27 protein-coding genes and 1 riboswitch are annotated in these 25096 nt (G+C 54.8%); of the genes, 18 read left to right on the forward strand and 9 right to left on the reverse strand.

The annotated features are described in order from the left end of the window. Positions 1 to 50: 50 nt before the first annotated feature. Both NSQ80_RS03790 and NSQ80_RS03795 read right to left on the reverse strand, forming a co-directional pair. Positions 51 to 899 (reverse strand): NAD(P)-dependent oxidoreductase, encoded by an 849-nt coding sequence (locus tag NSQ80_RS03790; protein ID WP_339301411.1) that lies wholly within the window; start codon positions 897 to 899, stop codon positions 51 to 53. A gap of 18 nt (positions 900 to 917) precedes the next feature. Further along, positions 918 to 1856, reverse strand: a complete 939-nt coding sequence (locus tag NSQ80_RS03795; protein WP_009224497.1) for an aldo/keto reductase family protein — start codon at positions 1854 to 1856, stop codon at positions 918 to 920. 209 nt (positions 1857 to 2065) lie between these two features. Between NSQ80_RS03795 and NSQ80_RS03800 the strand changes: the two genes are divergently transcribed. Both NSQ80_RS03800 and NSQ80_RS03805 read left to right on the forward strand, forming a co-directional pair. Continuing rightward, entirely contained in the window at positions 2066 to 2410 is a 345-nt protein-coding gene (locus NSQ80_RS03800; RefSeq protein ID WP_009224498.1) for a helix-turn-helix domain-containing protein, read from the forward strand. Between the two features lie 20 nt (positions 2411 to 2430). Then, complete coding sequence (locus NSQ80_RS03805; RefSeq protein ID WP_009224499.1) at positions 2431 to 4206, forward strand: glycerophosphodiester phosphodiesterase; 1776 nt, start codon at positions 2431 to 2433, stop codon at positions 4204 to 4206. Between the two features lie 353 nt (positions 4207 to 4559). Here the strand turns inward: NSQ80_RS03805 and NSQ80_RS03810 are convergent, their stop codons facing one another. From NSQ80_RS03810 to NSQ80_RS03830, 5 genes are all read right to left on the reverse strand, one after another. Then, positions 4560 to 5936, reverse strand: a complete 1377-nt coding sequence (locus NSQ80_RS03810) for an IS110 family transposase (protein WP_260072012.1) — start codon at positions 5934 to 5936, stop codon at positions 4560 to 4562. Positions 5937 to 6164: 228 nt separating this feature from the next. Beyond that, positions 6165 to 6560: a DoxX family protein gene (locus tag NSQ80_RS03815; RefSeq protein ID WP_009224500.1), complete on the reverse strand. Its 396-nt coding sequence runs from the start codon at positions 6558 to 6560 to the stop codon at positions 6165 to 6167. Between the two features lie 69 nt (positions 6561 to 6629). Further along, complete coding sequence (locus NSQ80_RS03820; protein ID WP_009224501.1) at positions 6630 to 7082, reverse strand: MarR family transcriptional regulator; 453 nt, start codon at positions 7080 to 7082, stop codon at positions 6630 to 6632. A gap of 86 nt (positions 7083 to 7168) precedes the next feature. Continuing rightward, a complete protein-coding gene (locus tag NSQ80_RS03825; RefSeq protein ID WP_260070687.1) occupies positions 7169 to 8017 on the reverse strand; it encodes a sulfurtransferase in 849 nt (282 codons plus the stop codon). A 53-nt stretch (positions 8018 to 8070) separates the two neighbouring features. After that, positions 8071 to 8205 (reverse strand): hypothetical protein, encoded by a 135-nt coding sequence (locus tag NSQ80_RS03830; protein WP_260070709.1) that lies wholly within the window; start codon positions 8203 to 8205, stop codon positions 8071 to 8073. 169 nt (positions 8206 to 8374) lie between these two features. Here NSQ80_RS03830 and NSQ80_RS03835 point away from each other — a divergent pair, with 169 nt between their 5' ends. Then, complete coding sequence (locus NSQ80_RS03835) at positions 8375 to 9307, forward strand: DMT family transporter (RefSeq protein WP_260070707.1); 933 nt, start codon at positions 8375 to 8377, stop codon at positions 9305 to 9307. Positions 9308 to 9353: 46 nt separating this feature from the next. On the opposite strand, the gene NSQ80_RS03840 is transcribed toward NSQ80_RS03835, so the two are convergent. Continuing rightward, complete coding sequence (locus NSQ80_RS03840) at positions 9354 to 9566, reverse strand: hypothetical protein (protein ID WP_009224505.1); 213 nt, start codon at positions 9564 to 9566, stop codon at positions 9354 to 9356. A gap of 272 nt (positions 9567 to 9838) precedes the next feature. Then, the gene (locus tag NSQ80_RS03845; RefSeq protein WP_260070686.1) at positions 9839 to 10846 is read right to left on the reverse strand and encodes a ketoacyl-ACP synthase III; all 1008 of its coding nucleotides are present in this window, start codon (positions 10844 to 10846) and stop codon (positions 9839 to 9841) included. A gap of 149 nt (positions 10847 to 10995) precedes the next feature. Between NSQ80_RS03845 and NSQ80_RS03850 the strand changes: the two genes are divergently transcribed. The 15 genes from NSQ80_RS03850 (at position 10996) to NSQ80_RS03920 (ending at position 24902) form a co-directional block, all read left to right on the forward strand. Then, positions 10996 to 13128: a DNA topoisomerase III gene (locus tag NSQ80_RS03850; RefSeq protein ID WP_339301417.1), complete on the forward strand. Its 2133-nt coding sequence runs from the start codon at positions 10996 to 10998 to the stop codon at positions 13126 to 13128. Positions 13129 to 13209: 81 nt separating this feature from the next. After that, on the forward strand, positions 13210 to 13347 hold the full coding sequence (locus tag NSQ80_RS03855; RefSeq protein WP_198136182.1) for a hypothetical protein: 138 nt from the start codon (positions 13210 to 13212) through the stop codon (positions 13345 to 13347). A gap of 161 nt (positions 13348 to 13508) precedes the next feature. After that, positions 13509 to 13772 (forward strand): DUF1294 domain-containing protein, encoded by a 264-nt coding sequence (locus NSQ80_RS03860; protein WP_036644872.1) that lies wholly within the window; start codon positions 13509 to 13511, stop codon positions 13770 to 13772. Between the two features lie 27 nt (positions 13773 to 13799). Beyond that, positions 13800 to 14234, forward strand: a complete 435-nt coding sequence (locus tag NSQ80_RS03865; RefSeq protein WP_009224511.1) for a universal stress protein — start codon at positions 13800 to 13802, stop codon at positions 14232 to 14234. Between the two features lie 508 nt (positions 14235 to 14742). Then, positions 14743 to 15471 carry an amino acid ABC transporter ATP-binding protein gene (locus tag NSQ80_RS03870; protein WP_036644873.1) on the forward strand — a complete coding sequence of 243 codons (729 nt, stop codon included), beginning with the start codon at positions 14743 to 14745 and terminating at the stop codon, positions 15469 to 15471. Positions 15472 to 15501: 30 nt separating this feature from the next. Then, a complete protein-coding gene (locus tag NSQ80_RS03875; RefSeq protein ID WP_260070685.1) occupies positions 15502 to 16356 on the forward strand; it encodes a glutamate ABC transporter substrate-binding protein in 855 nt (284 codons plus the stop codon). 6 nt (positions 16357 to 16362) lie between these two features. Further along, positions 16363 to 17013 (forward strand): amino acid ABC transporter permease, encoded by a 651-nt coding sequence (locus tag NSQ80_RS03880; protein ID WP_339301420.1) that lies wholly within the window; start codon positions 16363 to 16365, stop codon positions 17011 to 17013. Positions 17014 to 17031: 18 nt separating this feature from the next. Then, positions 17032 to 17682: an amino acid ABC transporter permease gene (locus NSQ80_RS03885; protein WP_009224515.1), complete on the forward strand. Its 651-nt coding sequence runs from the start codon at positions 17032 to 17034 to the stop codon at positions 17680 to 17682. A 110-nt stretch (positions 17683 to 17792) separates the two neighbouring features. Then, entirely contained in the window at positions 17793 to 19100 is a 1308-nt protein-coding gene (locus NSQ80_RS03890; RefSeq protein ID WP_009224516.1) for an ATP-binding protein, read from the forward strand. A gap of 67 nt (positions 19101 to 19167) precedes the next feature. Further along, positions 19168 to 20079 carry a response regulator gene (locus NSQ80_RS03895; protein ID WP_339301423.1) on the forward strand — a complete coding sequence of 304 codons (912 nt, stop codon included), beginning with the start codon at positions 19168 to 19170 and terminating at the stop codon, positions 20077 to 20079. 49 nt (positions 20080 to 20128) lie between these two features. Then, positions 20129 to 20422, forward strand: coding sequence for a hypothetical protein (locus NSQ80_RS03900; protein WP_339301425.1), 294 nt, complete (start codon positions 20129 to 20131; stop codon positions 20420 to 20422). Positions 20423 to 20629: 207 nt separating this feature from the next. Continuing rightward, positions 20630 to 20731, forward strand: a riboswitch (purine riboswitch). Positions 20732 to 20963: 232 nt separating this feature from the next. Continuing rightward, entirely contained in the window at positions 20964 to 21461 is a 498-nt protein-coding gene (purE, locus tag NSQ80_RS03905) for a 5-(carboxyamino)imidazole ribonucleotide mutase (RefSeq protein WP_260070681.1), read from the forward strand. Further along, the gene (purK, locus tag NSQ80_RS03910) at positions 21458 to 22672 is read left to right on the forward strand and encodes a 5-(carboxyamino)imidazole ribonucleotide synthase (RefSeq protein ID WP_009224520.1); all 1215 of its coding nucleotides are present in this window, start codon (positions 21458 to 21460) and stop codon (positions 22670 to 22672) included. The genes purE and purK overlap by 4 nt, the downstream gene beginning before the upstream one ends. Then, entirely contained in the window at positions 22669 to 23967 is a 1299-nt protein-coding gene (purB, locus tag NSQ80_RS03915) for an adenylosuccinate lyase (RefSeq protein ID WP_009224521.1), read from the forward strand. The genes purK and purB overlap by 4 nt, the downstream gene beginning before the upstream one ends. A gap of 35 nt (positions 23968 to 24002) precedes the next feature. After that, the gene (locus NSQ80_RS03920; RefSeq protein ID WP_339301427.1) at positions 24003 to 24902 is read left to right on the forward strand and encodes a phosphoribosylaminoimidazolesuccinocarboxamide synthase; all 900 of its coding nucleotides are present in this window, start codon (positions 24003 to 24005) and stop codon (positions 24900 to 24902) included. The last annotated feature ends 194 nt before the right edge of the window (positions 24903 to 25096 follow it).

The following is a 25096-nucleotide window of genomic DNA, read 5'->3' on the forward strand; positions in this document are numbered from 1 at the left end:
GCTCCGTATCGGCGGAGCCGGGTTCTTCTGCGTGAACAGCCGCAGGCGGTTTATGGCTTAACTTCATCCCGCCAGAAATGGACAGGCTGCCATCCAAGCAGTTGTTTGGCTTTCTCGTTGCTGAGCAGCGTTTCGTGCCCTTCCAGCGGCGCGCGGAAGTCTGTGACGCCCGGGAAGCGGGCGGCCATCAGCTCCCGGCTGCGAATCGCCATGCTGGAGTCGTCCGCGGCGATGTTCAGCGCCACCGCGCCGAGGCCGTCCGCTTCGACGGCCAGCCGGCATGCGGTTGCCGCATCGCGCGTATCGATGTAGCTCCACAGGATGCGTTCCCGCTGAGCCGGGTCGTGGATGAAGGACGGGAACGTTGCATAGCGTTCCGGCGGAATCACGTTGCCCAGCCGCAGCGATACGATCTGCATTCCGGTGCGGCGGTGGAACATGTCCGCGGTCAGCTCGTTCACCACCTTGGACAAGCCGTAGCTGTCCTCGGGGAGCTGTGGGTGCGCTTCATCCACCGGCACGTATTTCGGGGCGGGCGGATGCACCGCAAAGACGATGCCGTAGGAGGATTCGCTGGAGGCGATCACCGCCTTGCGGATGCCCAGCCCTTCCGCAGCCTGCAAAATGTTGTACGTCGACATCACATTATTGCGAAAGGTGACCTCCGGCGTGCGGATATGCGCGGCGGGAATCGCGGCGAGATGAACAACCGCGTCCGCGCCGGTCAGCGCGCTGTAGCATTCGCCAAGCTGCTCCAGATCGGCGATCAACGTCGGACAGACCGGGTCTTCCGAAGGCCGGACGTCTACGTTCAGCACGTCATACCCGCGTTCGACGAATTCTCGTACAACGTAGCGCCCTAACATTCCGCTTCCCCCGGTAACTACGACTTTAGCCATGGCTGCTTCGACTCCTTCTTAGTTCAGAATCTCTTCGATCCGCGTCAGCACGTCCTCGCTTAGTTTGATGCCGGAAGCTTTGGCGTTCTCGATCACCTGTTCCGGACGGCTGGCGCCAACCAGTGCGCTGGCCACGTTGTTTTGGCGCAAAATCCAAGCCAGGGCCAGGTTACCTACCGTGATGCCAAGTTCAGCGGCAATTCCCTCAAGCTGCTTCACCTTGGCGATGTTCTCTTCCGTAATGCCTTTGCGAACCCATTCCAGCTTGGCTGCACGGCTGTCCTGCGGAATATCGGTTGCAGATGTATATTTACCGGTTAGCAGACCTTGAGCCAGCGGAGAGAAGACCACCTGGCCGATGCCGTGACGTTCGCTGACCGGGATGACTTCCTTCTCGATATAACGATTAAACATGTTATATACCGGCTGATTCACGACGATGCGATCCAGCAGGTAACGATCGGCCAAGCCAACAGCTTCCGCAATTTGTGAGGCTTGCCATTCGCTGACGCCGGCGTACAGGATTTTGCCTTGACGGATCAGGTCATCGATCGTGCGCAGCGTTTCGTAAAGCGGTGTCTCCGGATCGTGACGGTGGCAATAAAAGATATCGATATAATCATGGCCAAGACGCTTCAGGCTGGCATGGACCTGCTCCATGACGTGCTTCCGCGACAAACCGCGATCGTTAGGTCCATCCCCCATCGGCCAGAACGCTTTCGTAGCCAATACATAGGATTCCCGGGGGTAAGCTTTAAGCGCTTTGCCCACCAGCTCTTCGGCGGCCCCTTTTTCGTATACATTGGCGGTGTCAAAGAAGTTGATCCCTAGATCGTAAGCGGTTTTGATCGATTTCTCCGCGTTTTCACGTTCGACGTACCCGCCGTAAGTCAGCCAGCTTCCCAAGCTGATTTCACTGACTTTGAGGCCGCTTCCGCCTAGTCTTCTATATTCCATGTTTCATCATCCTCCTTGAGCATTTGTGTTGGAACCATTTTCATTCTATAAAAGTTCATATACAATTGAAAGAAGTGAAAACTCCTTCACTAAATTATATCTGTGATACTTACTATAAAAAGTATAGTGCTCTATAGCGAACCTATATCGCCTGAAATAGCAACTCTTATACATCACTAAAGCAACACTTCCAGGGGAGGTTTTTACGAATGAACAGCATCCGCAAGGCTAGCAATTACATTCCGAAAACGCCGGAGCATATCGAATGCAATATCGAAAAAACGTTGGACGTCCTCGGAGGGAAATGGGCGTTCCTCGTGATCCGCGAGCTGTTTGGAGGGACGCTGCGCTTTGGGGAGCTGCAACGCCGAATCCCTCAAGTGAGTCCACGGGCGTTAACCAGTACGTTGCGCCATCTGGAGGAGAAGGGCGTACTGGAGCGTACAGTGTATCCTACCGTTCCCGTGACGGTCGAATACACGCTTACGCCGAAGGGGATGGACTTGCATGTCATATGTCATGAGATGAAGGTTTGGGCTGCGCGGTGGACCTGATGGAACAGGGAAGGGGGTCCATGCTTAAACTGATCGGCAGAAGCATCCGTGACTTCCGCAAGTATTCCGGTAAGCTGCTGCTGTTTCAGCTGCTGTATATGCTGGCCACAAGCGTCTTTGTCCTGCCGGTTACGACGTTCCTGTTCAACCGGGTTCTCCGGGTGGTCGGCTCCGGTTCCCTGTTGAACGGGGAGGTTTACCGGATCGGGTTGAGCTATAAAGGTATGGCGGGACTGACTCTCATCGGGCTTGTTGCCTCTTTTACCCTGCTGATTGAATTGTTGGTCCTCATCGTGCTGATTCAGCAGCGCTTTTTTGGCAAGTCGATTGCCATTTCTGATGCTGTGTTAACGGTGCTGCATAAAATGCCCAAGCTGTTCGGGTTTGGCGTATTCCAGCTGCTGCTGTTGTTGCTGCTCTTGATTCCGTTTGTGGACTCGCCGCTGTCGGCTTCGTTTTACGCGTTGTTTAACGTGCCGATCTTCTTGAACAATCAAGTGCTGGATGCCTCATTCACCATGACCGTAGCTTATCTCGTGCTGATCGCAGGGCTGCTCTATACTTTGCTCCGCTGGATTTTCGTCCTGCATTGTATCGTGCTCGAGGATATGAATCTCCGGCAGGCGGTTCGCCAAAGCCATGAGCTGACGCAAGGTCGGCGGTGGCGGCTGTTTGGAACGCTGCTTCTGTTTAACTGTACGGTGGTCGGGGTCACCTCCGCGGTGGTGACTGCCCTTGGGCACATCCCTTCCTGGCTTGATCTGGATGTGCTTGCGTTGGTGTCCCAGCACTATTCACTGCCGGTTACGACGGTACTGGCTTATCTGCTGGAGCTTCTGCTGCTGCCAATCAACCTGTTCGTGCTGACGAGACTTTATTATGCGTTGGGCCGCTTAAAATGGATTCGGCCAAGGGATCAGCTGCAGGTGCGCCGCAGCCGAATCGGTCGTCTGGAGAACCAGATCGTAGATTGGTGGAAGGGGCTAAAGTGGAAAAGGATGGTGTATGTCCTAAGCGCGACCCTTTATATTTCGCTAGCGCTGCTGATCGGTTTGCGGGCGAACGAGAGTCTCGTCTACGCAAAATGGAACGTGCAGATCGCAGTGCATCGCGGGGATACGTCGAATGCTCCGGAAAATTCGCTGCCTGCCCTGATCTCCGCGATCGACAAAGGCCTTCAAGTCGTGGAGTTGGACGTGCAGTTGACCAAGGATGGCGTCGCTGTGTTAAACCACGATTCCGACCTGCGACGGATGACAGGCTTGCGGAAGCGGATCGCGGATATGAGCTTCAACGAAGTGCAGCAACTGAGCATCGGCATCGATGCGAACGGTTATCCGATACATATCCCCTCGTTGTCCAGCGTGCTCGCCGAGGCGCAAGGGCGAATCAAGCTGCTGCTGGACCTGAAGCCCAACGGCTCCCCTAGTGAAGCGCTGGCGGAGGAGGTTGTCCGCCTCATCAAGGAAGCTGGAGCCGAGGAAGAGGTGAGAGTGCAATCCTTCGACGGCGAAGTGCTTGGCCGAATCCGTGAATTGGCTCCTGAGATCAAGATCGGGCGAATTCTGTTCTTCGCCCTCGGAGATCTATCGGTGCTCGACGTCGATTTCTATACGATTGAGCAGGTGATGTTAACCGATTTCCTGGTGAACCAGGCCCATGCCGACGGCCGCGAGGTTTGGGTGTGGACCGTGAATACCCGGAGGGACATGAAGGAAGTGCTCAAATATCCGATCGACGGCATCATCACCGATTATCCGGAGACCGCCCAGTCGATGGTAGAAGTGGATCTGTAAATGGTGAAGGCGCCGGTTTCTGGCGCCATTTTTTAAGATATCAGCGTACTATGTCAAGTAGAATTTTTAGGTTTCTGGGTAACCCAAACACACCTAACCACCCAGATTTTCAAAAAAGTTAGCAACTGACAGAGAAGCGATGCTTGAAACCGGCCTTTCTCGGACTTGAAAGGAAATAGCCTCGTTTTTTCAATCCTGCGATGCAATCTGGCTGAGTGCAGAGTATACGCTAACGTACAATTCGCATTCACAGGGCGAGGTGGATAAAGCTGACATACGAGATCCAAGGTCTCCAAGAAAGTGATCCGATCTTCCCTCAGTCCCAGAAAGACCGGTTCCAAGATCTTGCTTAGTTAGGCCACCGCTAGTGTCGGCATAACGCAATTGAAGTTCAACTTCTTATTGACCTCATCAAGGATGTGATAATCAGAGCACTGCGATTGAAACGGTAAACGGTCTCGCAGCATGGCGAAAGCGACTTTGAGCATCTTATTACCCATTGCAACAAAGATGGCTCGTTCATGTTTTCCTTTTTCCTTCAGACGATCATAGAAAGGCTTAAGGTCCTTATTATGCATGCAGAGACTCTTACCTGCTAGATATACCGCATAACGAAGGTGATCGTTTCCCTGTTTGGAAATCTTGCGGTAGGAGCCTTTGCCGCCACCTGTTTGCTTAACAATGGGGTTTGTGCCAGCTTTCTTAATTAACTGGTTTGCGTTCGAGTACTGAGATACATCGCCGATTTCAGCATAAAGCTCAGCCGCGGTAGTCACTCCTAAGCCCGGGACGGTAAGAAGCAGTCGTCCGTCTGTCTGAAGGAGAAGGTTCTCGATCTCTTGTTCCAAAACATTAATTTTGGCATCAAATGTTCGTAAGTCACGTAGCTTCATTTTCAGTAACATAAGCTCAGGCCGAAGTTCCTGTAAGTTTCTCGATAACGCTTGTTCAGCGACGTGCAAGAGCTTCTGGATGGTGGTGTTTCGCAATTTGAGATTATGCTGAATCGAGAGCTTCCGTAGCCCGGTCTCCCCTAGTTTCAGGACAGCAGCGGGGTGTGGATAATGCTCCATGAAGAAGAGCGAGGCTTTCCCCCAGAAGTCACTGAATACTTTGATTTTTCGAGCTCTACCGGCTGAATAATCTGCATATCCTTGGTACTCGCGCCAGATGAGGTCCATAAGTGCTCGAATCTCTGTACGCAAGGAAGCACGCTTCCGTGTCTCAGAGCGCCGTGCTCGAGTCAAGACATGGAGCTGACGCTGCACGCCATTCAAAAGCTGGTTTTCAGTGGCTTTGTTGCTTTTGATGGCATGGGCGATGGCCACAAGATCAAGATCATCTGTTTTGCACCAATTCAGTGCGCCGGCGCGTTCCTCGAAGGTGGTATACGGATTCAAGATCTGAACGTGGTACCCTCGTTTCGCCATCTCGCGGACGATGTCTTCATAGTAATGGCCTGTTGCCTCAATACCCAGGAACAAGCGAACAGCCTCTGTGGCTGTAACCGCTTGATTAATCTTCTTGCAAAGCAGCTCCATACCAGAATTATTCGCTGAGAAAAAGAAGGGTTTTTCAATGATGTCGCCGAAATAATTGCATATTAAGGCTTTTTGGTGGAGCTTGGCCGCATCGATTGCAACGATGAGGACTTGCTCCAGGTTAACGCCCCTTAGCTGTTGACTGAACTTAGTTCCCTTACGGCCTTGAATGTGCGAGGATTTCCCCATGCGACTTTAACCTCCTGTGGTTGGTAGGTAAGATTGAAGCTTCCCTGTCAGGTGCTTCTTTCTTCGATAGTCGCTGGGGATTTCCTCTTTATATTTTGATTATATTACACGCCAGAAAGTATAAACTTCGGGGCATTGGCATCCTGATATCGCAAGAAAAACTTCCGCTAAACGCGGTCTGTCTACTTTGAATGTACGTCGATAGACGTTTTTCTTATGCCCAATGGTTCAAGCATGGCTTTCAACACGCTTAGATTTAGATTTGGATTGGAAAACAATTCTGAGGCGCACCCCTGCGATCAGCACCAATACGACCAACCACTGGGCAGCCATCAAGGTGCCAAAACCTTGACCGGCCGACAGTTCGGAAACTACGGCGCCAATCATAAGGAGGCCAAGGGCTGTCGCGGCGTACAAGGTTAAGCGCGGCCAAACCAGCAGTACCGCGCCTGCTATTTCCACCAAGCCAATGAGGATTCGACTCCAATCCGGATAACCTATATCTTGAAAGTGCCGGATCATCTCTTCAGTCCCCGCCAGCTTCTGAACACCGCTCTGAATATAAAACAATGAAGTCAAACCCACGACGATCCATCCAACAATACGCATCCATCTCTTCATCATCTTTGCCTCCTAAGTGCAATTTAATTAGAATTCTAACTATATAGACGTAAAAGGGGTGCAAATAAAAATCTACTGCTTTTCAAATGTACGGATCATTTTGGTGAGGAGCGACTTTAAGGTGTCGAACTCTTCAGCCGTCATCTCCGCTTTAACTCGCTCTTCTACAACTGACGTGAAGTGCTGCGTCTCTTCCGCCAATTGGCTGCCCGCTTCCGTCAAAAAAATCAGCTTAGAGCGTCCGTCTTGCGGATGGTCCTTATAACGGATGAGTCCTTTGTTCGTCAACCCTTTTAATAAGCTGGTGACGCTCGGACGTTCAATCATTAGAATCGGCTCCAGTTGAGAGGGAGAGATTCCTGGATATTGACGAATGACGCCGAGCGCACTCCATTGCGTATGTGTTAACCCCAGCGGATGTAACAATTCCTCGACTTCCCTGCGCAGCGTGATATACCCCGTCTTGACCAGTCGGCCAATGGGCCCCTTATCCCATTGCCACTCAATAGGCTCGCTTGGATGCATGATTAGATACCTCTTTAGTTAGAATTCTAACTATATTATATTCCAAAATCGAGCCTTGTAAAGTCCCTAGGCCCATATTCTGGCGTTTATTCCTCCCCCGTCGCGATGGGGTTCTCGGGATAAGAAATCCAATCGCTCCAGCTGCCGGCGTACAGTTTGACCTGCGGGTAGCCAAGCCGATAGAGGGCGAGCACGTTCGGGCAAGCGCTCACGCCGGAGCCGCAGTAGACGATGGCCTCGCGGCCTTCGTCGAGGGCGGCGATGACCGGCGCCAGCTGCTCGCGCAGCTCGCCCTCGCTTTTCCAGGAGCCGCTGTCATCCAGCACCTGCTTCCAAAACCGGTTGATGGCCCCGGGAATGTGGCCGGCCTTGACGTCGAGCGGCTCCTGCAAGCCGGCGTAGCGATCCGCGGCGCGCGAGTCCACGAGCAGGATGCCGGGATCGCGCAGCGCCCGGCGGACGTCCTCGACGCCGGCCAGCAGGTGCGGCCGGGGCGAGGGGGTGAAAGCGGCGGGGACGATCGTCCGCCGCTCTGCGGTCACGGGATAGCCGCCGGCTTGCCAGGCGGCGAACCCCTCGTCCATGACGTAGACCTCGTCATGGCCCAACCAGCGCAGCAGCCACCATAGGCGGGAGGCGTTCATGCCTCCCTGGTCGTCGTAGGCGACCACCCTGGTGGCGTTGCCGATGCCGGCGCGGGCGAAGCGCGCGGCCAACTCGTCCGGGGCGGGCAGCGGGTGACGCCCGCCATGCGTGGTGACCGGTGCCGACAGATCCTGTTCCAGATCAAGATAGACGGCACCGGGAATATGTGCGGCGTCGTAGGCCGCACGCCCGGCCTCCGGCTGCCCAAGCTCAAAGCGGCAATCGACGATGACGAGATCCGGTTCATACATTCTAGCTAACAGCCAACGTTTGGATACGATCGGTTCCATAAGGCGTACACATCCTCTGCACACATAATATGGAACCATTATAAGCCTAAAGCTTAGATCAGGCGATATCCGCTGGGCCATGTCCCGCTGCGGCGAATTTCCCGAACTTGTTCTGCCGTTAACCGTTGGTTGGTCGCGATGAGCGATTCCACGTCGTTGCCGCCGATCAGAACATCTAAATTTTTCATAGAAAGCTCCTCCTTCATCTTTTTTTGACGATAGATTAGGGGCTGCTTCTACTAGATCCTTAGGGTCTATTTTTTCGATTGAGGAACGGCTGTGACTCCGCTATAATGAAGTGGTTTGCAGCCCGATCGGGTGACAAAATTTCATGAGAAAGATGGGACCTTAACGCATATGCACACCACCACGAAGTCCATGGGTAAATATGAAATCCTCTACGTGATCGGCATTATCGCCATCTCGTTTTCTTCCATCTTCATCCGCTGGTCCAATGCCGAAGTGTCGGTGATTGCCATGTACCGGATGTATATCACGAACGTATTGATGCTGCCGCTGCTGTGGCGCTACCGGGGAGAAATTGCGCGACTGACTGGCAAGCAATGGGGGCGTCTTTTGTTTTCGGGGCTGATGCTGGGGCTGCATTTCCTGCTATGGATGGGTTCGCTGCGCTTGACGACGGTCGCAAGCTCCACGGTCCTTCTGACACTGGAGCCCATCATCGTGATGTTCGGGTCGTTCTTCTTGTTTGGGGCAAAAATCAATAAAGCGATGATCCTCGGTATTACGCTGGCATGCATCGGCTCGATCGCGATCGGCTCCGGAGATTTCGCCTTGTCCGGCAAGGCCGTGACCGGAGATTTGCTCTCTCTGCTCGGGACGATTGCGGTCGCGATTCATATCCTGGTCGGCAAGCAGCTGCTACAGACGATCAGCGCGTTTGTTTATAACTTCCTCGTGTTTGCCGTGGCGGGAACGTCAATGGCCGTATACAACGTAGCTGCCGGCATCCGGTTTACCGGCTATGAGCCGAGGGAATGGGGCATTTTCCTTCTGCTGGCGATCGTTCCTACGTTATTCGGGCATTATCTGTTTAACTGGCTGATGAAATATCTCAGCGCTTCTGCAGTGTCAATGGCCGTTCTCGGCGAGCCGGTATTTGCCTCACTGCTGGCCTGGTTGCTGCTGAAGGAAAGCTTAACTCCGCTGCAGCTGTCGGCGGGCGTGCTCATCTTATGCGGCGTATGGATCTTTATTCGCTACGGCAAAGAAACGCCTAACATGAAGACGGAAAATGCGGTTCTCCCGACGGCGGGGCAGCCAAAGTGAAAGGGACGAACCCGGAGAGAGCTCGCTCGGTTGCCGTCCCTTGGAGTTATTTTTTTAACTCAAAAAATTGGCATTCCCGGCGTGGATGGTAGGACAACTCGTCTACTCCAGCCTGCGTGATAATGGTGTCATCTGTGAAACGGACAATAATGCTGCCGTTATCGATCATGTGATCGTCGCGGAATACGCGGACGCGCAGCTTCCGGTCCAACGCTTCCTGAAAGTCCAGATCGGTAAACAGTTCTCTGAGAGTAGGCATCGTACGGCATCTCCTTCGGACACAAGATGGGACGGATCGTAATGAATGACTCCTGTTATTGTACCTGGAAGCCTGCAGGTTGAAAAGGGAACGCTCCGAAACGGAGATCAAGAGCAGAGGAGCAGAAGAGCTGAGGCTTCACCTCTTCCGCCCGGCGCTTTGCAGGATGATCCCGTTTGGTCAGATAGAAGTTAGAGTCAAGTGAATTGAAGCCCCAGCATACTCCCTTACCAAAAGGGATAATGACGCAAAGGGCCGTGCGGACAGACAGATCACGCACCCCAGCGCAGGATCAAGCCGGCATGGGTTAAGCCGCTGCCAAAGCCGTACACCAGCACGCGGTCGCCATATTTCAAGCGGCCCGCGTCAACGCCGGCCTGCAACGCCAGCGGGATGGAGGCAGAGGACGTATTTCCCATGTCCTGCACGCTTTGCAGGGTTTTGGCGAGAGGGAGATCCGCTTTCTCGCAGATTGACTCGATCATGCGCAGGTTAGCGCTATGCGGCACAAACCAGTCGATGTCCTCGCGAGCCAGACCCGCCTGCTCCAGCAGTTGCTCAATTCCGGCGGTCACGGTTCGGACGGCCCATTTGAACACCTCGCGGCCGTTTTGTACGATTTTGCCTTTGCCTTCGAGGGGCTGCCCGTTCATTTGATCCGACAGACCGGTGCGGTACACATGGATGCCGCCGGCGCCGTTGGTTCCGAGAACAAACGATTCGAAACCCGGCCATTCGGCTTCAGCCTCAGAAGTTGCCTCGACCAGCACAGCTCCGGCTCCGTCCCCGAACAGGATGCAGGTGCTGCGGTCGGTATAGTCGGTGATTTTGGACATCGTTTCCCCGGCCACGACAAGGATTTTGCGATGCAGACCGGCGCTGATCATGCCGTTCGCCAAATGAAGAGCATAAGCGAACCCGGCGCAGGTTGCGTTTAAATCAATCGCTCCCGCCTGTTCCATGCCAAAATGCTCCTGAATCCGGCAAGACACGGTCGGAAACGAATAATCCGGCGTTGTCGTCGAGGTGATGATGAAGTCGACGTCGTCCAGCGAAGTCTTGTACGTCTCGCGAAGCCGCTCCACCGCCTTAATACTTAGGTGGGAGGTGAACTCATTCTCGGCGGTAATATGTCTTTCCTTAATCCCCGTGCGCTGCACAATCCACTCGTTGCTCGTATCCACGAGCTGCTCCAAATCCGCGTTGGTCAGGATTTTTTCAGGAACATAGGTTCCAAGTGCGGTAATGCGGGCCTTGGATGGGGGTGTTTGTATGGCCATCGGTATCACTCCTTTAGGTCGAGAAGGATTTTTTTGTGATCAGATATTAGTACCTGGTACTAAACATGAGTATATCATGTTTTAAATTTCAAGCAACTGTTGCTTGAATGCTATAATGGTTCAGTGGAAAGGAGTGTCCGATCGAACTTATGAAAACGTTGGTATTAGCCGAGAAGCCCTCGGTTGCCAGAGAGATCGCGCGAGTCATCGGCAGCCGGGATAAGCATAAAAGCCATTTTGAAGGGTCCAAATATGTAGTGACCTGGGCATTAGGCCATCTGGTGGGATTGGCCGAGCCGGAGGATTATGATAAGAAATACGCCACGTGGGCGATGGAGGATTTGCCGATTTTACCGGAAAAAATGAAGCTCAAGGTGCTGCGCGAGACCAGCCACCAGTTTAAGGCGGTGCAGCAGCTGATGCGCCGTCAGGATATCGGCGAGCTGATCGTGGCGACGGACGCCGCCCGCGAAGGCGAGCTGCTCGCCCGCTGGATCATGGAAATGGCTAAATGGAATAAGCCATTTAAGCGGTTGTGGATTTCGTCGCAAACGGACAAAGCGATCAAGGAAGGGTTCGCGTCGCTGAAGCCGGGCAATCAATATGAGCGCTTGTACCAATCGGCGCGCTGCCGGGCCGAAGCCGACTGGATGGTGGGGCTGAACGTGACCCGGGCGCTGACCACCAAGTTTGGCGCGCCACTCTCGGCTGGACGGGTGCAGACGCCGACACTTGGCATGATCATGCAGCGGGAGAATGAAATTCTCCGCTTCCGCTCGGAGGAGTATCATGTGCTGCGCGCGGACTTCGGCAAGTTTGAGGCGGTATGGCGCGGCGGGAACGGCGATGCGCGTATTTTTGACCCGGAGAAGTTAAATGTGTTGAAACAGAAACTGGAGGGCGCTTCCGGCCAAATCGTTAAGCTGGTTAAGCATGAAAAAACCGTGCCCCATCCGCTGGCATACGATTTGACCGAGCTGCAGCGGGATGCCAACCGACTTCTGGGCTTTTCGGCCAAGCAGACCTCTAACGTGCTGCAACGGCTCTACGAGCAGCATAAGTTAGTAACGTATCCGCGGACCGATTCGCGGTATTTGACTTCGGATATGACGGATACGCTCAAGGAGCGCCTGACGAGTGTGGCTGTCGGCCCTTACGCGAGTTTGGCGCGGCCGTTGCTGCGGGGTTCTTTGCATCTGAGCAAGCGGGTGGTTGACGACAGCAAGGTCACCGACCACCATGCGATTATTCCAACGGAACAAACGGTGCTGTTGAACGCGCTGAACACGGATGAACGTAAGCTCTACGATTTAATTGTTCGGCGATTTATCAGTTTATTTTATCCGCCGGCAAGGTTTGATCAAGTTAGCGTGACGGTGCAAATTGCGGGGGAGACGCTGCATGCCAAGGGGACGACGATTAAGGATGCCGGATGGCGGGCGGTTTATGACGGGCAGGTCATGGAAGAGGAAGAAGGCGGCGAGGACGATGCCGAGAGCGGCTCCGTGCTGCCGGAGCTCACTCAAGGTGAGGCGGTGAAGGTGCAGCGCTGCCGCGTGACGCCGGGACGGACCCAGCCGCCGAAGCGCTACACAGAAGCTGCCCTGCTGACCCAAATGGAGAAGCATGGGCTGGGCACGCCGGCAACGCGGGCGGACATCATCGAGAAGCTGATCAGCTCCGACACGATCGAGCGGCAAGGGAATTACCTGCATCCGACCGGCAAAGGGAAGCAGCTCATCGAGCTGGCGCCGGCTGATTTGCGTACGCCGGAGCTGACGGCCCGCTGGGAAGCTGAGCTGGAACGGATCGCCCGCGGGCAAGGTCAGCCGGGGCCGTTCCTCAGCGGAATCCGTGAGATGGCGATCAACCTGGTGCAAGGCGTGAAGCGCAGTGATGCGACGTATAAGCCGCATAACGTCTCCAACAGCCATTGCCCGGAATGCGGGACAAGGCTGCTTGAGAAGAAGACCGGGCGCGGCTTGATGCTGGTCTGCCCTAGCGAGGATTGCGGTTATCGCCGATCCGGCGAGAAACGTCTGTCCAACCGTCGTTGTCCGCAATGCCACAAGAAGATGGAGCTCAAGGAAGGCAAAGCCGGCAAGTATGTGCAGTGCCTGTCCTGCGGGATCACCGAGGTGCTCGGGAAAGACAAGGATAAGCATATGAGCAAGCGCGAGCAGCAACGGCTCGTGAAGCAGTATGCCCAGAAGCAGGAGTCCGGCGGCATCAATCTCGGTGAACTGCTGAAGGCGGCGCTGGAGAAAAAGGGCGACGATTAACCCCGATCACAGGATGGTGGCAGCCCAACCCTGAATAAATCGGCAGCATTTACGGGACGCTAAGTAGCGGAGGTGATGAGGGTGCCGCATCATAAAGCGCGGAAGACCGAGAACCAGCAGAACAAGTCGAGCCTGATGGAACCATCCATCGCGGCCAAGCCAAAGAAACAGGCTGAATATGCGCCCAATCTGAACGGAATTTCAAAGAACGAATCCTAATGTTTATGCGTCCGCAGCTCCCCGTTTCGGGGAGCTTTCTTTAGTATGAGGCGTATTGGCTTCAAGATGCCGATTGCTCTGGATTGAGGTATAATAGATTTATCCATTAAGAGGAAATACTAAGCAATAACCGAGCAATGGGCTCGAAGGGGGCGGCGAAGATGAGGACGGGGTTACTCGTATGGTTTCTATTTATCAATGCGGTCGCCTATCTGGTGATGTCCGATGACAAGAGGCGGGCGAGGCAGAGACGTGAACGGATCCCGGAGCGAACGCTGTTTCTGCTTGCTGCACTGGGCGGAGCGCTGGGTGTACTGGTTGCCATGAATACCAAACGCCATAAAACGAAGCACTTCAGCTTCCGGGTGGGCATTCCGCTGCTGCTTCTTTTCAACGCCGTACTTTATGGGTATTTTATGATATAAACTCTTGGGACAAGTGAGGTGCTTTCCATGCTATTCCATAAGATTTTAGCCGCGTACGACGGTTCGAAAGCAGCAAACAAAGCGCTGGACAAAGCCATTGAGTTGTGCAAAACGACGCCCGAAGCCAAGCTGGAGGTCCTGCATGTGTACGACTTCCCGCGTTTTTACGTGGCCGAGGGCTTTGTGCCGGTACCTGCTTCCATGAACAAGGATTTCTATGAGCTCGCAGAGAGAACGGTAGAGGAAGCGAAGAAACGCGTTGTGGCCGCAGGTCTGGAGCCTAAAGTCGAAATGGTTCAAGGGGCTCCGGCAGAGACGATTCTGGAGTACGCTCAGAAGAGCGGGGCGGATCTGATCGTCATTGGCAGCCGCGGACTGGGCGGCATCCGCGAATTCGTGCTTGGCAGCGTCAGCCATAACGTCGTCCAGCATGCCCGGATCCCGGTGCTCGTCGTGAAATAATAAGAGCCAGCTTGTTACAAGAAGCCTGACCGAATCATTTCGGTTGGGCTTTTTTGCTTGTTGGAAGCATGTTGTGCTGGGTATCGGTTTTAACGCTTGCCAGAAAGCTTATTGAGGCGAAAAACACTAGATTTTTTTTCTAACGCTGACCAGCGTGCTTATTTGAGTTGGGAGCCGCCTTTTTCGGGAGAAAACTCCGAAATAAGCTCTCCCATAAGCGTTACAAGTTGCACGCTCCGATTTTAGCGCAAATAGCGTCTAACCCAAGCGTTAGAACTTTTGGCGTGTGTAGAACTTAACTCCTTCAACTCCATCAAGGAAGATTCCTGTAAGGAAAACTAACGCTTGTCCGACAGGATTGAGGAAGATGCCCAAATTTTTTTGGGCGATTTTCTAGTCGGCGTGTAGGGAATTGTAGTTTTTTATGGTCTCCAAAGTAAGGTTATGTTCAAATGTTACGATTACTCACATCGACTTCAGGGATGTGCGGTCGAAAGGAGGGCTGCCGTTGATTCGCTTTCGACAGGTAGATAAGCATTTTGGTCATTTTCATGTACTGAAGGGGATTAATTTACAAGTTGAGGAAGGGGAAGTCGTGGTCGTTGTTGGCCCGTCGGGTTCAGGGAAAAGCACGATGCTGCGCTGCATTAACCGGCTGGAGACGATTACGAACGGCGAGCTGACGGTAGGCGGCCTCCCGGTCCATGACCGCAAGACAGATATCAATAAGCTGCGCCGGGATATCGGAATGGTCTTTCAGCACTTTAATTTGTACCCGCACAAAAAGGTGATCGACAATATCACGCTGGCGCCAATTAAGGTGCTGGGCATCTCCAAAGCGGAAGCTGAGCAGACGGCGATGTTTTATCTGGAGAAGGTGGGCATCGCCGATAAGGCGTCCGCGTATCCGTCCCAACTGTCGGGCGGGCAGCGGCAACGGGTGGCGATCGCCCGGGGGCTGGCGATGAAGCCGAAGATTATGCTATTCGACGAACCCACCTCGGCGCTGGATCCGGAAATGGTAGGCGAGGTGCTGGATGTCATGCGGACGCTCGCCCGCGAAGGCATGACGATGGTGGTGGTCACGCATGAGATGGGGTTTGCCCGGGAGGTGGCGGACCGGATTGTTTTTATGGATCAAGGGCAAATCGTGGAGGAAGCAGGGCCGGAGGAGTTCTTCGCGAACCCGCGGGAAGAGCGGACGCGTGCGTTCCTGAGCCGTCTGTTGAGCCACTAAATTAATCGATAATCAAGGGGAGGAAGAGAAATGAAGAAGCGTTGGAGGCTAATCAGTATTGCGGTGGTATGTGCGTTGACGGTGCTGGCCGGATGTGCAAGTAATGGGGCAGGCGGCAACACAGCCGGGAACGGCGGGAATGCCGCTCCGGCAACCGGGGAGAGCGGAACCGGAGCTTTGGCGAAAATCAAGGATCGCGGCAAACTGGTGGTTGGCGTGAAGTACGACACGAAGCTGTTTGGTCTCAAAGACCCGTCCACCGGCAACGTCGAGGGCTTCGACATCGATATCTCCAAGGCGATCGCCAAGCACATTCTCGGCGATGAAAACGCGCTGGAGCTGAAGGAAGTCACTTCGAAGACGCGGATTCCGATGCTGAATAACGGTGAGATCGATATGATCGTAGCTACGATGACGATTACCGAGGAGCGGAAGAAGGAAGTCGATTTCTCCGACGTCTACTTCCAGGCAGGGCAGTCGCTGCTGGTGAAAAAGGGCAGCCCGATCACAGGCATCGAAAGCCTGACGGCCGATTCGACGGTGCTGGGCAGCAAAGGCTCAACCTCGGTGAAAAATATCCGCGAGAAAGTGGAAGGTATCAAGGTGCTGGAGTTCGATAACTATCAGGATGCGTTTAACGCCCTGAAGGCGGGGCAAGGCGATGCGCTGACAACGGATGATGCGATTCTTTACGGTATGGCTGCCCAAGATCCGAATTATGAGGTGGTCGGCAAGCCGTTTACCGATGAACCTTACGGCATTGCGGTGCAGAAAGGCAACTCGGACATTGTGCAGGCAATAAACGATACATTGAAGGAGCTTCACGACAGCGGAGAGTACGACAAGATTTACGAAAAATGGATCGGCAAGAAGCCGGGCGAATAATTCGTTATGGATTTTACGATTCTAACTGACTATTTTGACGTGTACCTGGAAGGGTTCCAGGGAACGGTGCTATCCAGCTTGCTGGCGCTGGTGGGAAGCTTCGTGCTGGGCGCCTTAATCGCTGTGTTCCGCATCGCCCCCGTCCGGCCCCTGCGCTGGTTCGGAACAGGTTACGTGGAATTTATCCGCAATATTCCGCTGCTGCTTGTCGTATACATTTTCTATTATGGGCCAGCAGCTTTAGGTTTACCGCTTGACGGTTTCACGGCGGGAACGATCGGGCTTGCGGTATACACATCTTCGTTCATTGCAGAAGCGATCCGCGCCGGGATTCTGGCCATCCCCCAAGGGCAAACGGAGGCGGCCCGCTCGTCCGGGTTGAGCTACGTGCAGACGATGCTGCATATTATCCTGCCGCAAGCGATCAAGCTGGTTATTCCGCCGCTCGGGAACCAGTTTATCAATTTAATCAAAAACTCCTCGGTGTTGACAATCGTGGCGGGGCTCGACCTGATGTATTTTGCCGACATCGTGAATGCCGATACGTACCGGACGTTTGATACTTATATTTTTGTGGCGTTGTTCTATTTGGTGCTGACCTTGCCTTTAAGTTATGGAGTGAGGGTGTGGGAGCGAAGACTTGAGAAAAAATACTGAAAGGAGGCCTGAAGTTCGATGGATTTTGCGGGGGCGTACAGTGCGGAGAATTTGCGCTTCTTGGCGGATGGGCTATACGTGACGTTGATCGTCGCCGGGCTGTCCATCGTGCTAAGCTTCCTGATTGGCTGTATCGTGGGCGTGATTCGGTATACGAAGCTGCCCGTGCTGTCGCCGATCATGCTGGTGGGTGTCGAGCTCATCCGCAATTTGCCTCTGCTGCTGATCATCTTCTTCATGCGATTTGCCTTGCCGGAGGTCGGCATCAAGCTCGGGCTTGTGGCCGCGACGGTGACCGGGCTGACGATCTTTGAGGCCGCGATGATCTCGGAAATCGTGCGCAGCGGTCTCGCCTCCATTGACAAAGGGCAAATCGAAGCGGCCCGTTCGTCAGGACTCAGCGCCGTGCAGACACTATGGCACATCGTGCTGCCCCAAGGCTTGCGGCGGATGGTGCCGCCATTAGTGAGCCAGTTCATCTCGCTGCTCAAGGACACGTCGCTGGCCGTGGTCATCTCCTTGCCGGAGCTGATGCACCACGCCGGGATTGTCATCGGTCACGGCTACACGTATACGATACCGATTCTGCTGCTGGTGGCGTTGATCTATTTTACCGTCAACTTTGTGCTTTCGGTGATCTCAAGGCAATTGGAGGCACGGCGAGCCTAGGCATCAACTGACATAACACTAACATATAATGGTATATAAGGCATAGTCATCCTTCCCTGGATGTGGTACGATAAGGGGCAAAATAACTCACGGGATCCGGGGGAGCGGGGATGCGGAGCGTTGTCATAAAGTCCTTTCAAAGATCCGCTTACGTTCAGATTGTGGTCGTTGCGATCGGGACGGCCTTGGCGGGGGAACTGAAGATTAATCCGTTTGTTGGCGATATTTTTCGGATTGGTCTGGGGAGCAGCGCGTTTTTGTTGTTTTTGCTGCTGCTGCGGCAGTTGCCGTATCTCGTCACGGGCGTCATAACCGGCGTAGTGGTGCTGCTGTTTCGTACGGGATTGGATCAGGTGCTGAGCAACGGCTTGACCGTGGCTGAAAGCGTGACAAGGCATTGCTCGGCGGCGGTGTATTATATCGTATTCGCCCTAGGGATGACCCTGATCAAGCGGCGTTTGGACCGCTTCTATCCCTTGGTGCTAGGGGCCGTGACCGCGGTCATCGACCTGATGTCCAATGAGTCGGAGCTGCTGACTCGGTTGCTTGTGACCGGCACAGCTACGTTTAAACTGAACGAGTGGACGTTTCTCATGATGATTGCCATGCTGCGTACGTATTTTGTTACCGGGATTTACAGCAGCATTTCCGTCAGCCGGATGCGAATCGTGCAGAAGGAGCAGAATCGGCGGATTGAGCAGATGCTTAGCTTTAGCTCCGGTTTATATGGAGAGGTCTTTTACCTGAAGAAATCCATTGGCACCCTGGAGGAGCTGACCTTGCGCAGCTATGAGTTGTACCGGCGGTTAACGGAAGAAGGCCTGGAGGAGCACAAGCGTCACATCTTGGGGATGACGGAGCAGATCCATGAGGTGAAGAAGGATTCGCAGCGGATTTTGGCCGGGCTGATCAAGTTGACGGACCGCGAAGTCCCGGGGGATATGCCGTTGTCGAGCTTGGTCCAATATACCATCGACAGTACGCGGCAGTATGCCGATATGTTGGGAAAGCAGGTCGTTTTTACGCAGAAAATCACCCTGGATTACGACACCGCCAACTACATTCCCTTGCTTACGCTGCTGGGGAACTTGACGGCCAATGCGGTGGAGGCGATCCAGGGCCAGGGGCAGATTCATTTGGAGGTTCGCGAGCAGGCGGGATGGACCTTGCTCACGGTGAGCGACAGCGGGAGTGGCTTCCCGCAGGACGAGCGGGAGCTGGTCTTTGAACCGGGTTTTACGACCAAATTTGATGAGGAAGGCGTCGCGGCGACGGGGATTGGGTTATCCCATGTGCGCGACATCGTGGCCCGGTTTGGCGGGGATATCTCCCTGGGGACGGCACCCGGGCTGGGCGGAGCGATGGTTCAAATCCGGATTCCAACCCCAAGCTTGCAGAAGTCGGTGGCGCCGGCTTAAAGCTGTTTGCAATTCAACCGTATCCTTGGCAAACCGCTACTAACCCAAAGTGTGAGGAGGTTATCCGATGCCGCTCTCTTTTTGTATCGTTGACGATGATGCCAGTGCGCGAAAAATGCTGCAGCACATTATCGAGGACAGCGGTCTGGGCGAGGTGACGGGGACGGCCGGCGGCGGAGCGGAGGGGGTGCGGCAAATTTTAAGCGAGCCGCCGGATATCGTGCTGATGGATTTGCTGATGCCCGATCAGGACGGAATCGAGGTGATCGATTCCTTGCGCGCCCAAGGCTGCAGCTCCAGGTTCGTGATGATCTCCCAGATCGAAAATCAAGATATGGTTGGACGGGCGTACCGAAGCGGGATTGAGTTCTTCATCCGCAAGCCGATCAACCGGATCGAAGTGGAGACGGTGCTGCGGAAGGTCAACGAACGCTATGCGTTAGGACATTATTTAGATGAAATCAAATCGAGTCTGAAGAAGCTGGAGGGCTTGCGCAGCGCACCGCTCGCTACTCAGAACAAGCGCACGGTTCGCGAGGCGATCCAACCGATTCTGATGAATATGGGCTTGATTGGCGAAAGCGGCAGCCGCGATATGATCGCCATCATGGAGTTGCTGCTGGAGCGGGGAGGCGAAGCTGGCGGCAATCTGCCGCCGCTGAAGGAGTTGTATCGTCAAACCGCGGCCACGTACAAGACGAAGCCTGAGGACATCGCCAAGGAGGTCAAGGCGATCGAGCAACGGCTGCGCCGCGCGTTGATGGCGGGGCTGACGAACCTGGCTTCGCTGGGCTTGACGGATTACGGCAATCCCCGGTTTGAGTATTATGCCCCGCTCTATTTTGACTTCGAGGATGTGCGGTTGAAGATGAAGGAGATCGAGGAAGGGCGCGAGCCGGGCAACAGCAAAGGGAAAGTGAACATTAAGAAGTTCCTGCAGGTGCTGTTTATCGAAGTGCAGGAGCAGTTGGGCGGATGAGAGGATTATTGGAAACGGGCGATTGGTTAGCGGGAGTAACTGTTATTGGATGTCGGTGTCGCTGGATATCGAGTGGATGAAGTTGGATGGCGCTTTCCCGTTGGAGGCTGCTGATATCGGTGTTTGCCGCCCGGCCGTAAGGCTGGAGGATAAAATAACTGGAAAAAGTAATGTTAATTTCGGGGAATCGGCGGGATTTTGTCAATTTAGCTGGAAATTCTGCTGTTATTTTAATCATTTGATTGGATCTATAGAGTTTTGGTCCAAATTAACAGTAACTTTTACATCTAATTGGTTTCAAATGCGGGAGATTGGCGAAATTAAAGGTACTTTTTACAGTTAAGTGCGGCAGATTTCAGATCCAGAGCCGCATCCGTGGATATCAGAGCCGCATTCGATAGATACCCTAGTCTGTATACCAGGCTAGGTTTTTTTGCGTTAGAGGGACATTGTTCAAAAACGAACATTCGGATTTTACATTCTATTAATGTTCGGATTTGAGTTGACATGATGTGTCCGCCATTGGTACACTAGGAGAGGAAAGGCGGCTCGCCGCCGAACATCATAATCTCGTATAATGCCGGGAATAGGGCCCGGAAGTTTCTACCCGAGAACCGTAAATTTTCGGACTACGAGCGAATACGTGATGAAGGTAAGGCTACTCCGCACGGAAAGCCTTCTTTTTATGAGCCTGGGCTTGTAAGCACCGGGCTTTGCGTTGCCGGCGGCGCGGCTGTGGCTGCCCGCACGCAGGTATCGTATTTCGCAGGGTCCGCGAATTTCGGGAAATCTTCGATTGTTTCCAGGAAGTTCGGGGCCCTTTTCCGTATTCGGCTCATTCTATAGATAGGTTTACAAGAAAACATAAACGTGGAGGTTGAGGCATGACAGCACAAGTCGCCGTAATCATGGGCAGCAAATCGGACTGGGAGACGATGTCCCATGCCTGTGCCGTTTTGGACGAACTGCAGATTCCTTACGAAAAAAATGTCGTATCCGCGCACCGCACCCCGGATTTGATGTTCGAATTCGCCGAGCAGGCCGCAGGCCGCGGTTTGAAGGTCATCATCGCGGGGGCGGGCGGAGCCGCCCACCTGCCGGGCATGGTCGCGGCCAAAACCACGCTGCCGGTCATCGGCGTGCCGGTGAAGTCGGCCGCGCTTAACGGGCTCGATTCGCTGCTGTCGATCGTGCAGATGCCGGGCGGCATCCCGGTGGCGACGGTGGCGATCGGCAAAGCCGGGGCGATCAACGCCGGGCTGCTGGCGGCGCAAATCCTGGGCGCATTTGACCCCGAGGTCATGCGCCGGGTGCAGGAGCGCCGCGACCGGATCAAAGCCGAGGTGCTGGAGAGCGGCTCGGAGTTGGGAGCGGCGGAATGAGCGGCGGCGTGATGGGCAAAGCAGGCGGCGGTAATGGCACCCCGGTGATTGCGCCGGGCGCGACGATCGGCGTGCTCGGCGGCGGGCAGCTCGGCCGGATGATGGCGCTGGCCGGGAGCAACCTTGGCTACCGGTTCGTAGCCATGGATCCGACGCCGGATGCGCCTTGCGGCCAAGTAGCGGGGCAGATCGTGGCCCGCTACGACGACCAGGCCGCGGCGCGTGAACTTGCGGCGCGGGCCGATGTGATCACGTACGAGTTCGAAAACGTCGACGCTGGCGTAGCCGCGTTGTTGGAAGAAGCGTCGTACGTGCCCCAAGGCAGCCGATTGCTGTATACGACTCAGCATCGGCTGCGGGAGAAGCGAGCCATCGAAGCAGCGGGCGTGAAGGTCGCGCCGTACGCGGAGATCGGCAGCGAGGAGGAGTTGCGCGCAGCCGTGGCCCGGCTCGGCCTCCCGGCCGTGCTGAAGACGGCCACCGGCGGATATGACGGCAAAGGTCAATGGGTCATTCGCGGCGAGGACGAAATTGCGCCGGCCTACGCCGAGTTGAGTAAGGCCGGGACGGAGCTCGTGCTAGAGCAATTTGTCCCGTTCGTTAAGGAGCTGTCGGTCATCGCGGCGCGCAGCCCGCGCGGAGAAATAAAGACGTTCCCGGCAGCGGAGAATATTCATGTCGACAATATTTTGCATGTGTCGATCGTGCCGGCCCGCGTGGAGGAGCAAGTGCAACGGGAGGCGGAACGGCTTGCGGCCCGAATCGCCGAAGGCTTGGAAGCCGTTGGCCTGCTGGCGGTGGAGATGTTCCTGACCGAGGATGGTGAGCTGTTCGTCAATGAGCTGGCGCCAAGACCGCATAACTCCGGCCATTACACGATGGAGGCCTGCACGACCTCCCAATTTGAACAGCATGTCCGGGCGATCTGCAATCTGCCGCTGGGGCCGGTGGAGCTGTTAACGCCGGTCGTGATGGTCAACATCCTGGGCGAGCATTTGGAGGCGGTGCGCAAGGCCGTTGTTACTGGCCAGTGGTTTGGCGAAGCCGGCGGCGAAACTGGATTCCCGGTGATCCCCAAAGTACACTTATATGGAAAGCACGGAGCCGCTCCCAAACGGAAGATGGGGCATATCAACCTGATCTGCCGCAACGTGGAGGACGGGCTGCGTTGGATAGAGCAAACCAACATTTGGAGGAATGAATGTAAATGATCGAACGCTACAGCAGACCGGAAATGAGAGCGATCTGGACGGAGGAAAACAAATTTAAGGCCTGGCTGGAAGTGGAGTTGTGCGCCTGCGAGGCTTGGGCCGAGCTTGGCGTGATCCCGAAGGAAGACGCCGCGCTGCTGCGCGAGAAGGCTTCGTTTGACATCAACCGGATCTATGAGATCGAGCAGGAAACCCGCCATGACGTGATCGCGTTTACCCGCGCCGTCTCGGAAAGCCTGGGCCCGGAACGGAAATGGGTGCATTATGGCTTGACCTCGACCGACGTCGTAGACACGGCGCTGGGGTATTTGTTGAAGCAGGCCAATGCGATTTTGGAACGGGATATTTTGAATTTTATCGATATTTTGAAAGAAAAAGCCTTGGCTTATAAAGATACCCCAATGATGGGCCGGACCCACGGTGTGCATGCTGAGCCAACCACGTTTGGTCTGAAAATGGCGCTTTGGCACGAGGAAATGAAACGGAATCTGGAGCGGTTCCGCCGTGCAGCGGAGAATGTTCAATTCGGAAAAATCTCCGGTGCCGTTGGTACTTACGCGAACATCGATCCGTTTGTAGAGGAATTTGTCTGCCGCAAGCTGGGCACGACGCCGGCGCCGATTTCCACGCAGACGCTGCAACGCGATCGTCACGCGGAATATATGGCGACCTTGGCTTTGATCGCGACGTCGCTCGACAAGTTCGCCACAGAAATCCGCGCTTTGCAGAAGAGCGAATTCCGCGAGGTGGAGGAAGCCTTCGCCAAAGGGCAAAAAGGCTCTTCGGCCATGCCGCATAAACGCAACCCGATCGGCTGCGAGAACATCTCCGGCTTGTCCCGCGTGATCCGCGGCCATATGATTTCGGCTTACGAAAACGTAACGCTGTGGCATGAACGCGACATTTCCCACTCTTCGGTTGAACGGGTGATTCTGCCAGACGCTACGATGCTGCTGAACTACATGCTGAACCGCTTTGGCAATATCGTGAAGAACTTGACGGTGTTCCCGGAAAATATGAAGCGTAACATGGCTCGCACGTATGGCGTACCGTTCTCCGGCCGCGTGATGACGAAGCTGATCGACAAAGGCTTCAGCCGTGAGCAAGCTTACGACACGGTGCAACCGCGCGCGATGCAGGCATGGGAAACGCAGCGTCAATTCCGCGACATCATTGAAGAGACGCCGGAAATTACCGCCGTCTTAAGTAAAGAAGAAATTGAAGACGCATTTGATCCGTCCTGGCATCTGAAGCATGTCGATACGATTTTCCGGAAGCTTGGATTAATCGAGTAGTGGCTTGATAGCGGTTATAGGGGAGGAGAAGCTTCATGGCGGTACCGGCAATTTCCACCGCAGCGGATTTGGTGAAGGTCCCGCTGCTGTACAAAGGCAAGGTCCGGGAGCTGTACGATCTTGGCGAGCATTATCTGATCGTGGTCACGGACCGCATCTCCGCATTTGATTACGTGCTCGATCCGGCGGTGCCGGACAAGGGGAACGTGCTGAACCGGCTGAGCGCGTTTTGGTTTGACAAGACGAAGCATCTGTTGGAGAACCACGTGATCCATACAGACGTGGACTGGCTTGGGGACGTGATCCCGGCGGAGCATCGCGAGGCGTTGCGCAACCGGATCATGGTGACCCGCAAGGCCGAACGCATCGACATTGAATGCGTGGTGCGCGGCTATGTGACCGGCGGCGGCTGGCGGCAGTATGAGAAGACCGGCGCGATCAACGGTATCCAGCTACCGGAAGGGCTGCGTAAGAACGCGAAGCTGGCGGAGCCGATTTTTACGCCGGCGGCGAAAAATGACGTGGGCCACGACGAGGATATCTCGTTTGCGGAGATGGTGGACAAAGTGGGCCAAGAATTGGCTGAACAGCTGCGGGACCGCAGCCTGGAGATGTACGCCTTTGCCCGGGATTACTGCGAGGAACGCGGCATCCTGCTCGCGGACTGCAAGCTGGAATTCGGGCTGGTGGACGGCAAGTTGATTGTCATTGACGAGATGTTTACGCCGGATGCGTCGAGATTTTGGGCTAAAGAGAACTACGAGCTGGACATCGAGATCGACAGTATGGACAAAGAGCCGGTGCGTACGTATCTCGCCGGTTCCGAGTGGGATAAGCAGAGCCAACCAGACCCGCTCCCAGCGCAGGTGGTCGAAGAAACGACGCGTCGGTACCGTGAGATTTACCGGCGGCTGACTGGAGCAGAGTTGGCGTAGGGACTGTGCTCAACATTGCCCTTCGCTCTAACGGACCACAGGGCCCTTATTGATCCAGATATATGGGGAAGACTGACGTAACGGACCGAGGAGCCCTTATTTTACCGGGGCGGCCTAGTTAGTTGCTGCATGGGGCCAAATAACGTCTGTGAAGTCCTTTAGCCGGGGAAATATCCGGGAAATGAGTAAATAAC

Source organism: Paenibacillus sp. FSL K6-2441 (genome assembly GCF_037964765.1).
Lineage (GTDB): Bacteria > Bacillota > Bacilli > Paenibacillales > Paenibacillaceae > Fontibacillus > Fontibacillus phoenicis.

Coding starts and splice junctions, on each gene's coding strand:
- purK (WP_009224520.1), top strand. CDS start 21,458: ATGAGCGGCGGCGTGATGGGCAAAGCAGGCGGCGGTAATGGCACCCCG.
- NSQ80_RS03835 (WP_260070707.1), top strand. CDS start 8,375: ATGCACACCACCACGAAGTCCATGGGTAAATATGAAATCCTCTACGTG.
- NSQ80_RS03860 (WP_036644872.1), top strand. CDS start 13,509: ATGAGGACGGGGTTACTCGTATGGTTTCTATTTATCAATGCGGTCGCC.
- NSQ80_RS03820 (WP_009224501.1), bottom strand. CDS start 7,082: ATGCATCCAAGCGAGCCTATTGAGTGGCAATGGGATAAGGGGCCCATT.
- NSQ80_RS03840 (WP_009224505.1), bottom strand. CDS start 9,566: ATGCCTACTCTCAGAGAACTGTTTACCGATCTGGACTTTCAGGAAGCG.
- NSQ80_RS03810 (WP_260072012.1), bottom strand. CDS start 5,936: ATGGGGAAATCCTCGCACATTCAAGGCCGTAAGGGAACTAAGTTCAGT.
- NSQ80_RS03900 (WP_339301425.1), top strand. CDS start 20,129: ATGTCGGTGTCGCTGGATATCGAGTGGATGAAGTTGGATGGCGCTTTC.
- NSQ80_RS03825 (WP_260070687.1), bottom strand. CDS start 8,017: ATGGAACCGATCGTATCCAAACGTTGGCTGTTAGCTAGAATGTATGAA.
- NSQ80_RS03850 (WP_339301417.1), top strand. CDS start 10,996: ATGAAAACGTTGGTATTAGCCGAGAAGCCCTCGGTTGCCAGAGAGATC.
- NSQ80_RS03885 (WP_009224515.1), top strand. CDS start 17,032: ATGGATTTTGCGGGGGCGTACAGTGCGGAGAATTTGCGCTTCTTGGCG.
- NSQ80_RS03805 (WP_009224499.1), top strand. CDS start 2,431: ATGCTTAAACTGATCGGCAGAAGCATCCGTGACTTCCGCAAGTATTCC.
- NSQ80_RS03830 (WP_260070709.1), bottom strand. CDS start 8,205: ATGAAAAATTTAGATGTTCTGATCGGCGGCAACGACGTGGAATCGCTC.
- NSQ80_RS03865 (WP_009224511.1), top strand. CDS start 13,800: ATGCTATTCCATAAGATTTTAGCCGCGTACGACGGTTCGAAAGCAGCA.
- purE (WP_260070681.1), top strand. CDS start 20,964: ATGACAGCACAAGTCGCCGTAATCATGGGCAGCAAATCGGACTGGGAG.
- NSQ80_RS03800 (WP_009224498.1), top strand. CDS start 2,066: ATGAACAGCATCCGCAAGGCTAGCAATTACATTCCGAAAACGCCGGAG.
- NSQ80_RS03895 (WP_339301423.1), top strand. CDS start 19,168: ATGCCGCTCTCTTTTTGTATCGTTGACGATGATGCCAGTGCGCGAAAA.
- NSQ80_RS03880 (WP_339301420.1), top strand. CDS start 16,363: ATGGATTTTACGATTCTAACTGACTATTTTGACGTGTACCTGGAAGGG.
- NSQ80_RS03815 (WP_009224500.1), bottom strand. CDS start 6,560: ATGATGAAGAGATGGATGCGTATTGTTGGATGGATCGTCGTGGGTTTG.
- NSQ80_RS03795 (WP_009224497.1), bottom strand. CDS start 1,856: ATGGAATATAGAAGACTAGGCGGAAGCGGCCTCAAAGTCAGTGAAATC.
- NSQ80_RS03875 (WP_260070685.1), top strand. CDS start 15,502: ATGAAGAAGCGTTGGAGGCTAATCAGTATTGCGGTGGTATGTGCGTTG.
- NSQ80_RS03890 (WP_009224516.1), top strand. CDS start 17,793: ATGCGGAGCGTTGTCATAAAGTCCTTTCAAAGATCCGCTTACGTTCAG.
- NSQ80_RS03920 (WP_339301427.1), top strand. CDS start 24,003: ATGGCGGTACCGGCAATTTCCACCGCAGCGGATTTGGTGAAGGTCCCG.
- NSQ80_RS03845 (WP_260070686.1), bottom strand. CDS start 10,846: ATGGCCATACAAACACCCCCATCCAAGGCCCGCATTACCGCACTTGGA.
- purB (WP_009224521.1), top strand. CDS start 22,669: ATGATCGAACGCTACAGCAGACCGGAAATGAGAGCGATCTGGACGGAG.
- NSQ80_RS03790 (WP_339301411.1), bottom strand. CDS start 899: ATGGCTAAAGTCGTAGTTACCGGGGGAAGCGGAATGTTAGGGCGCTAC.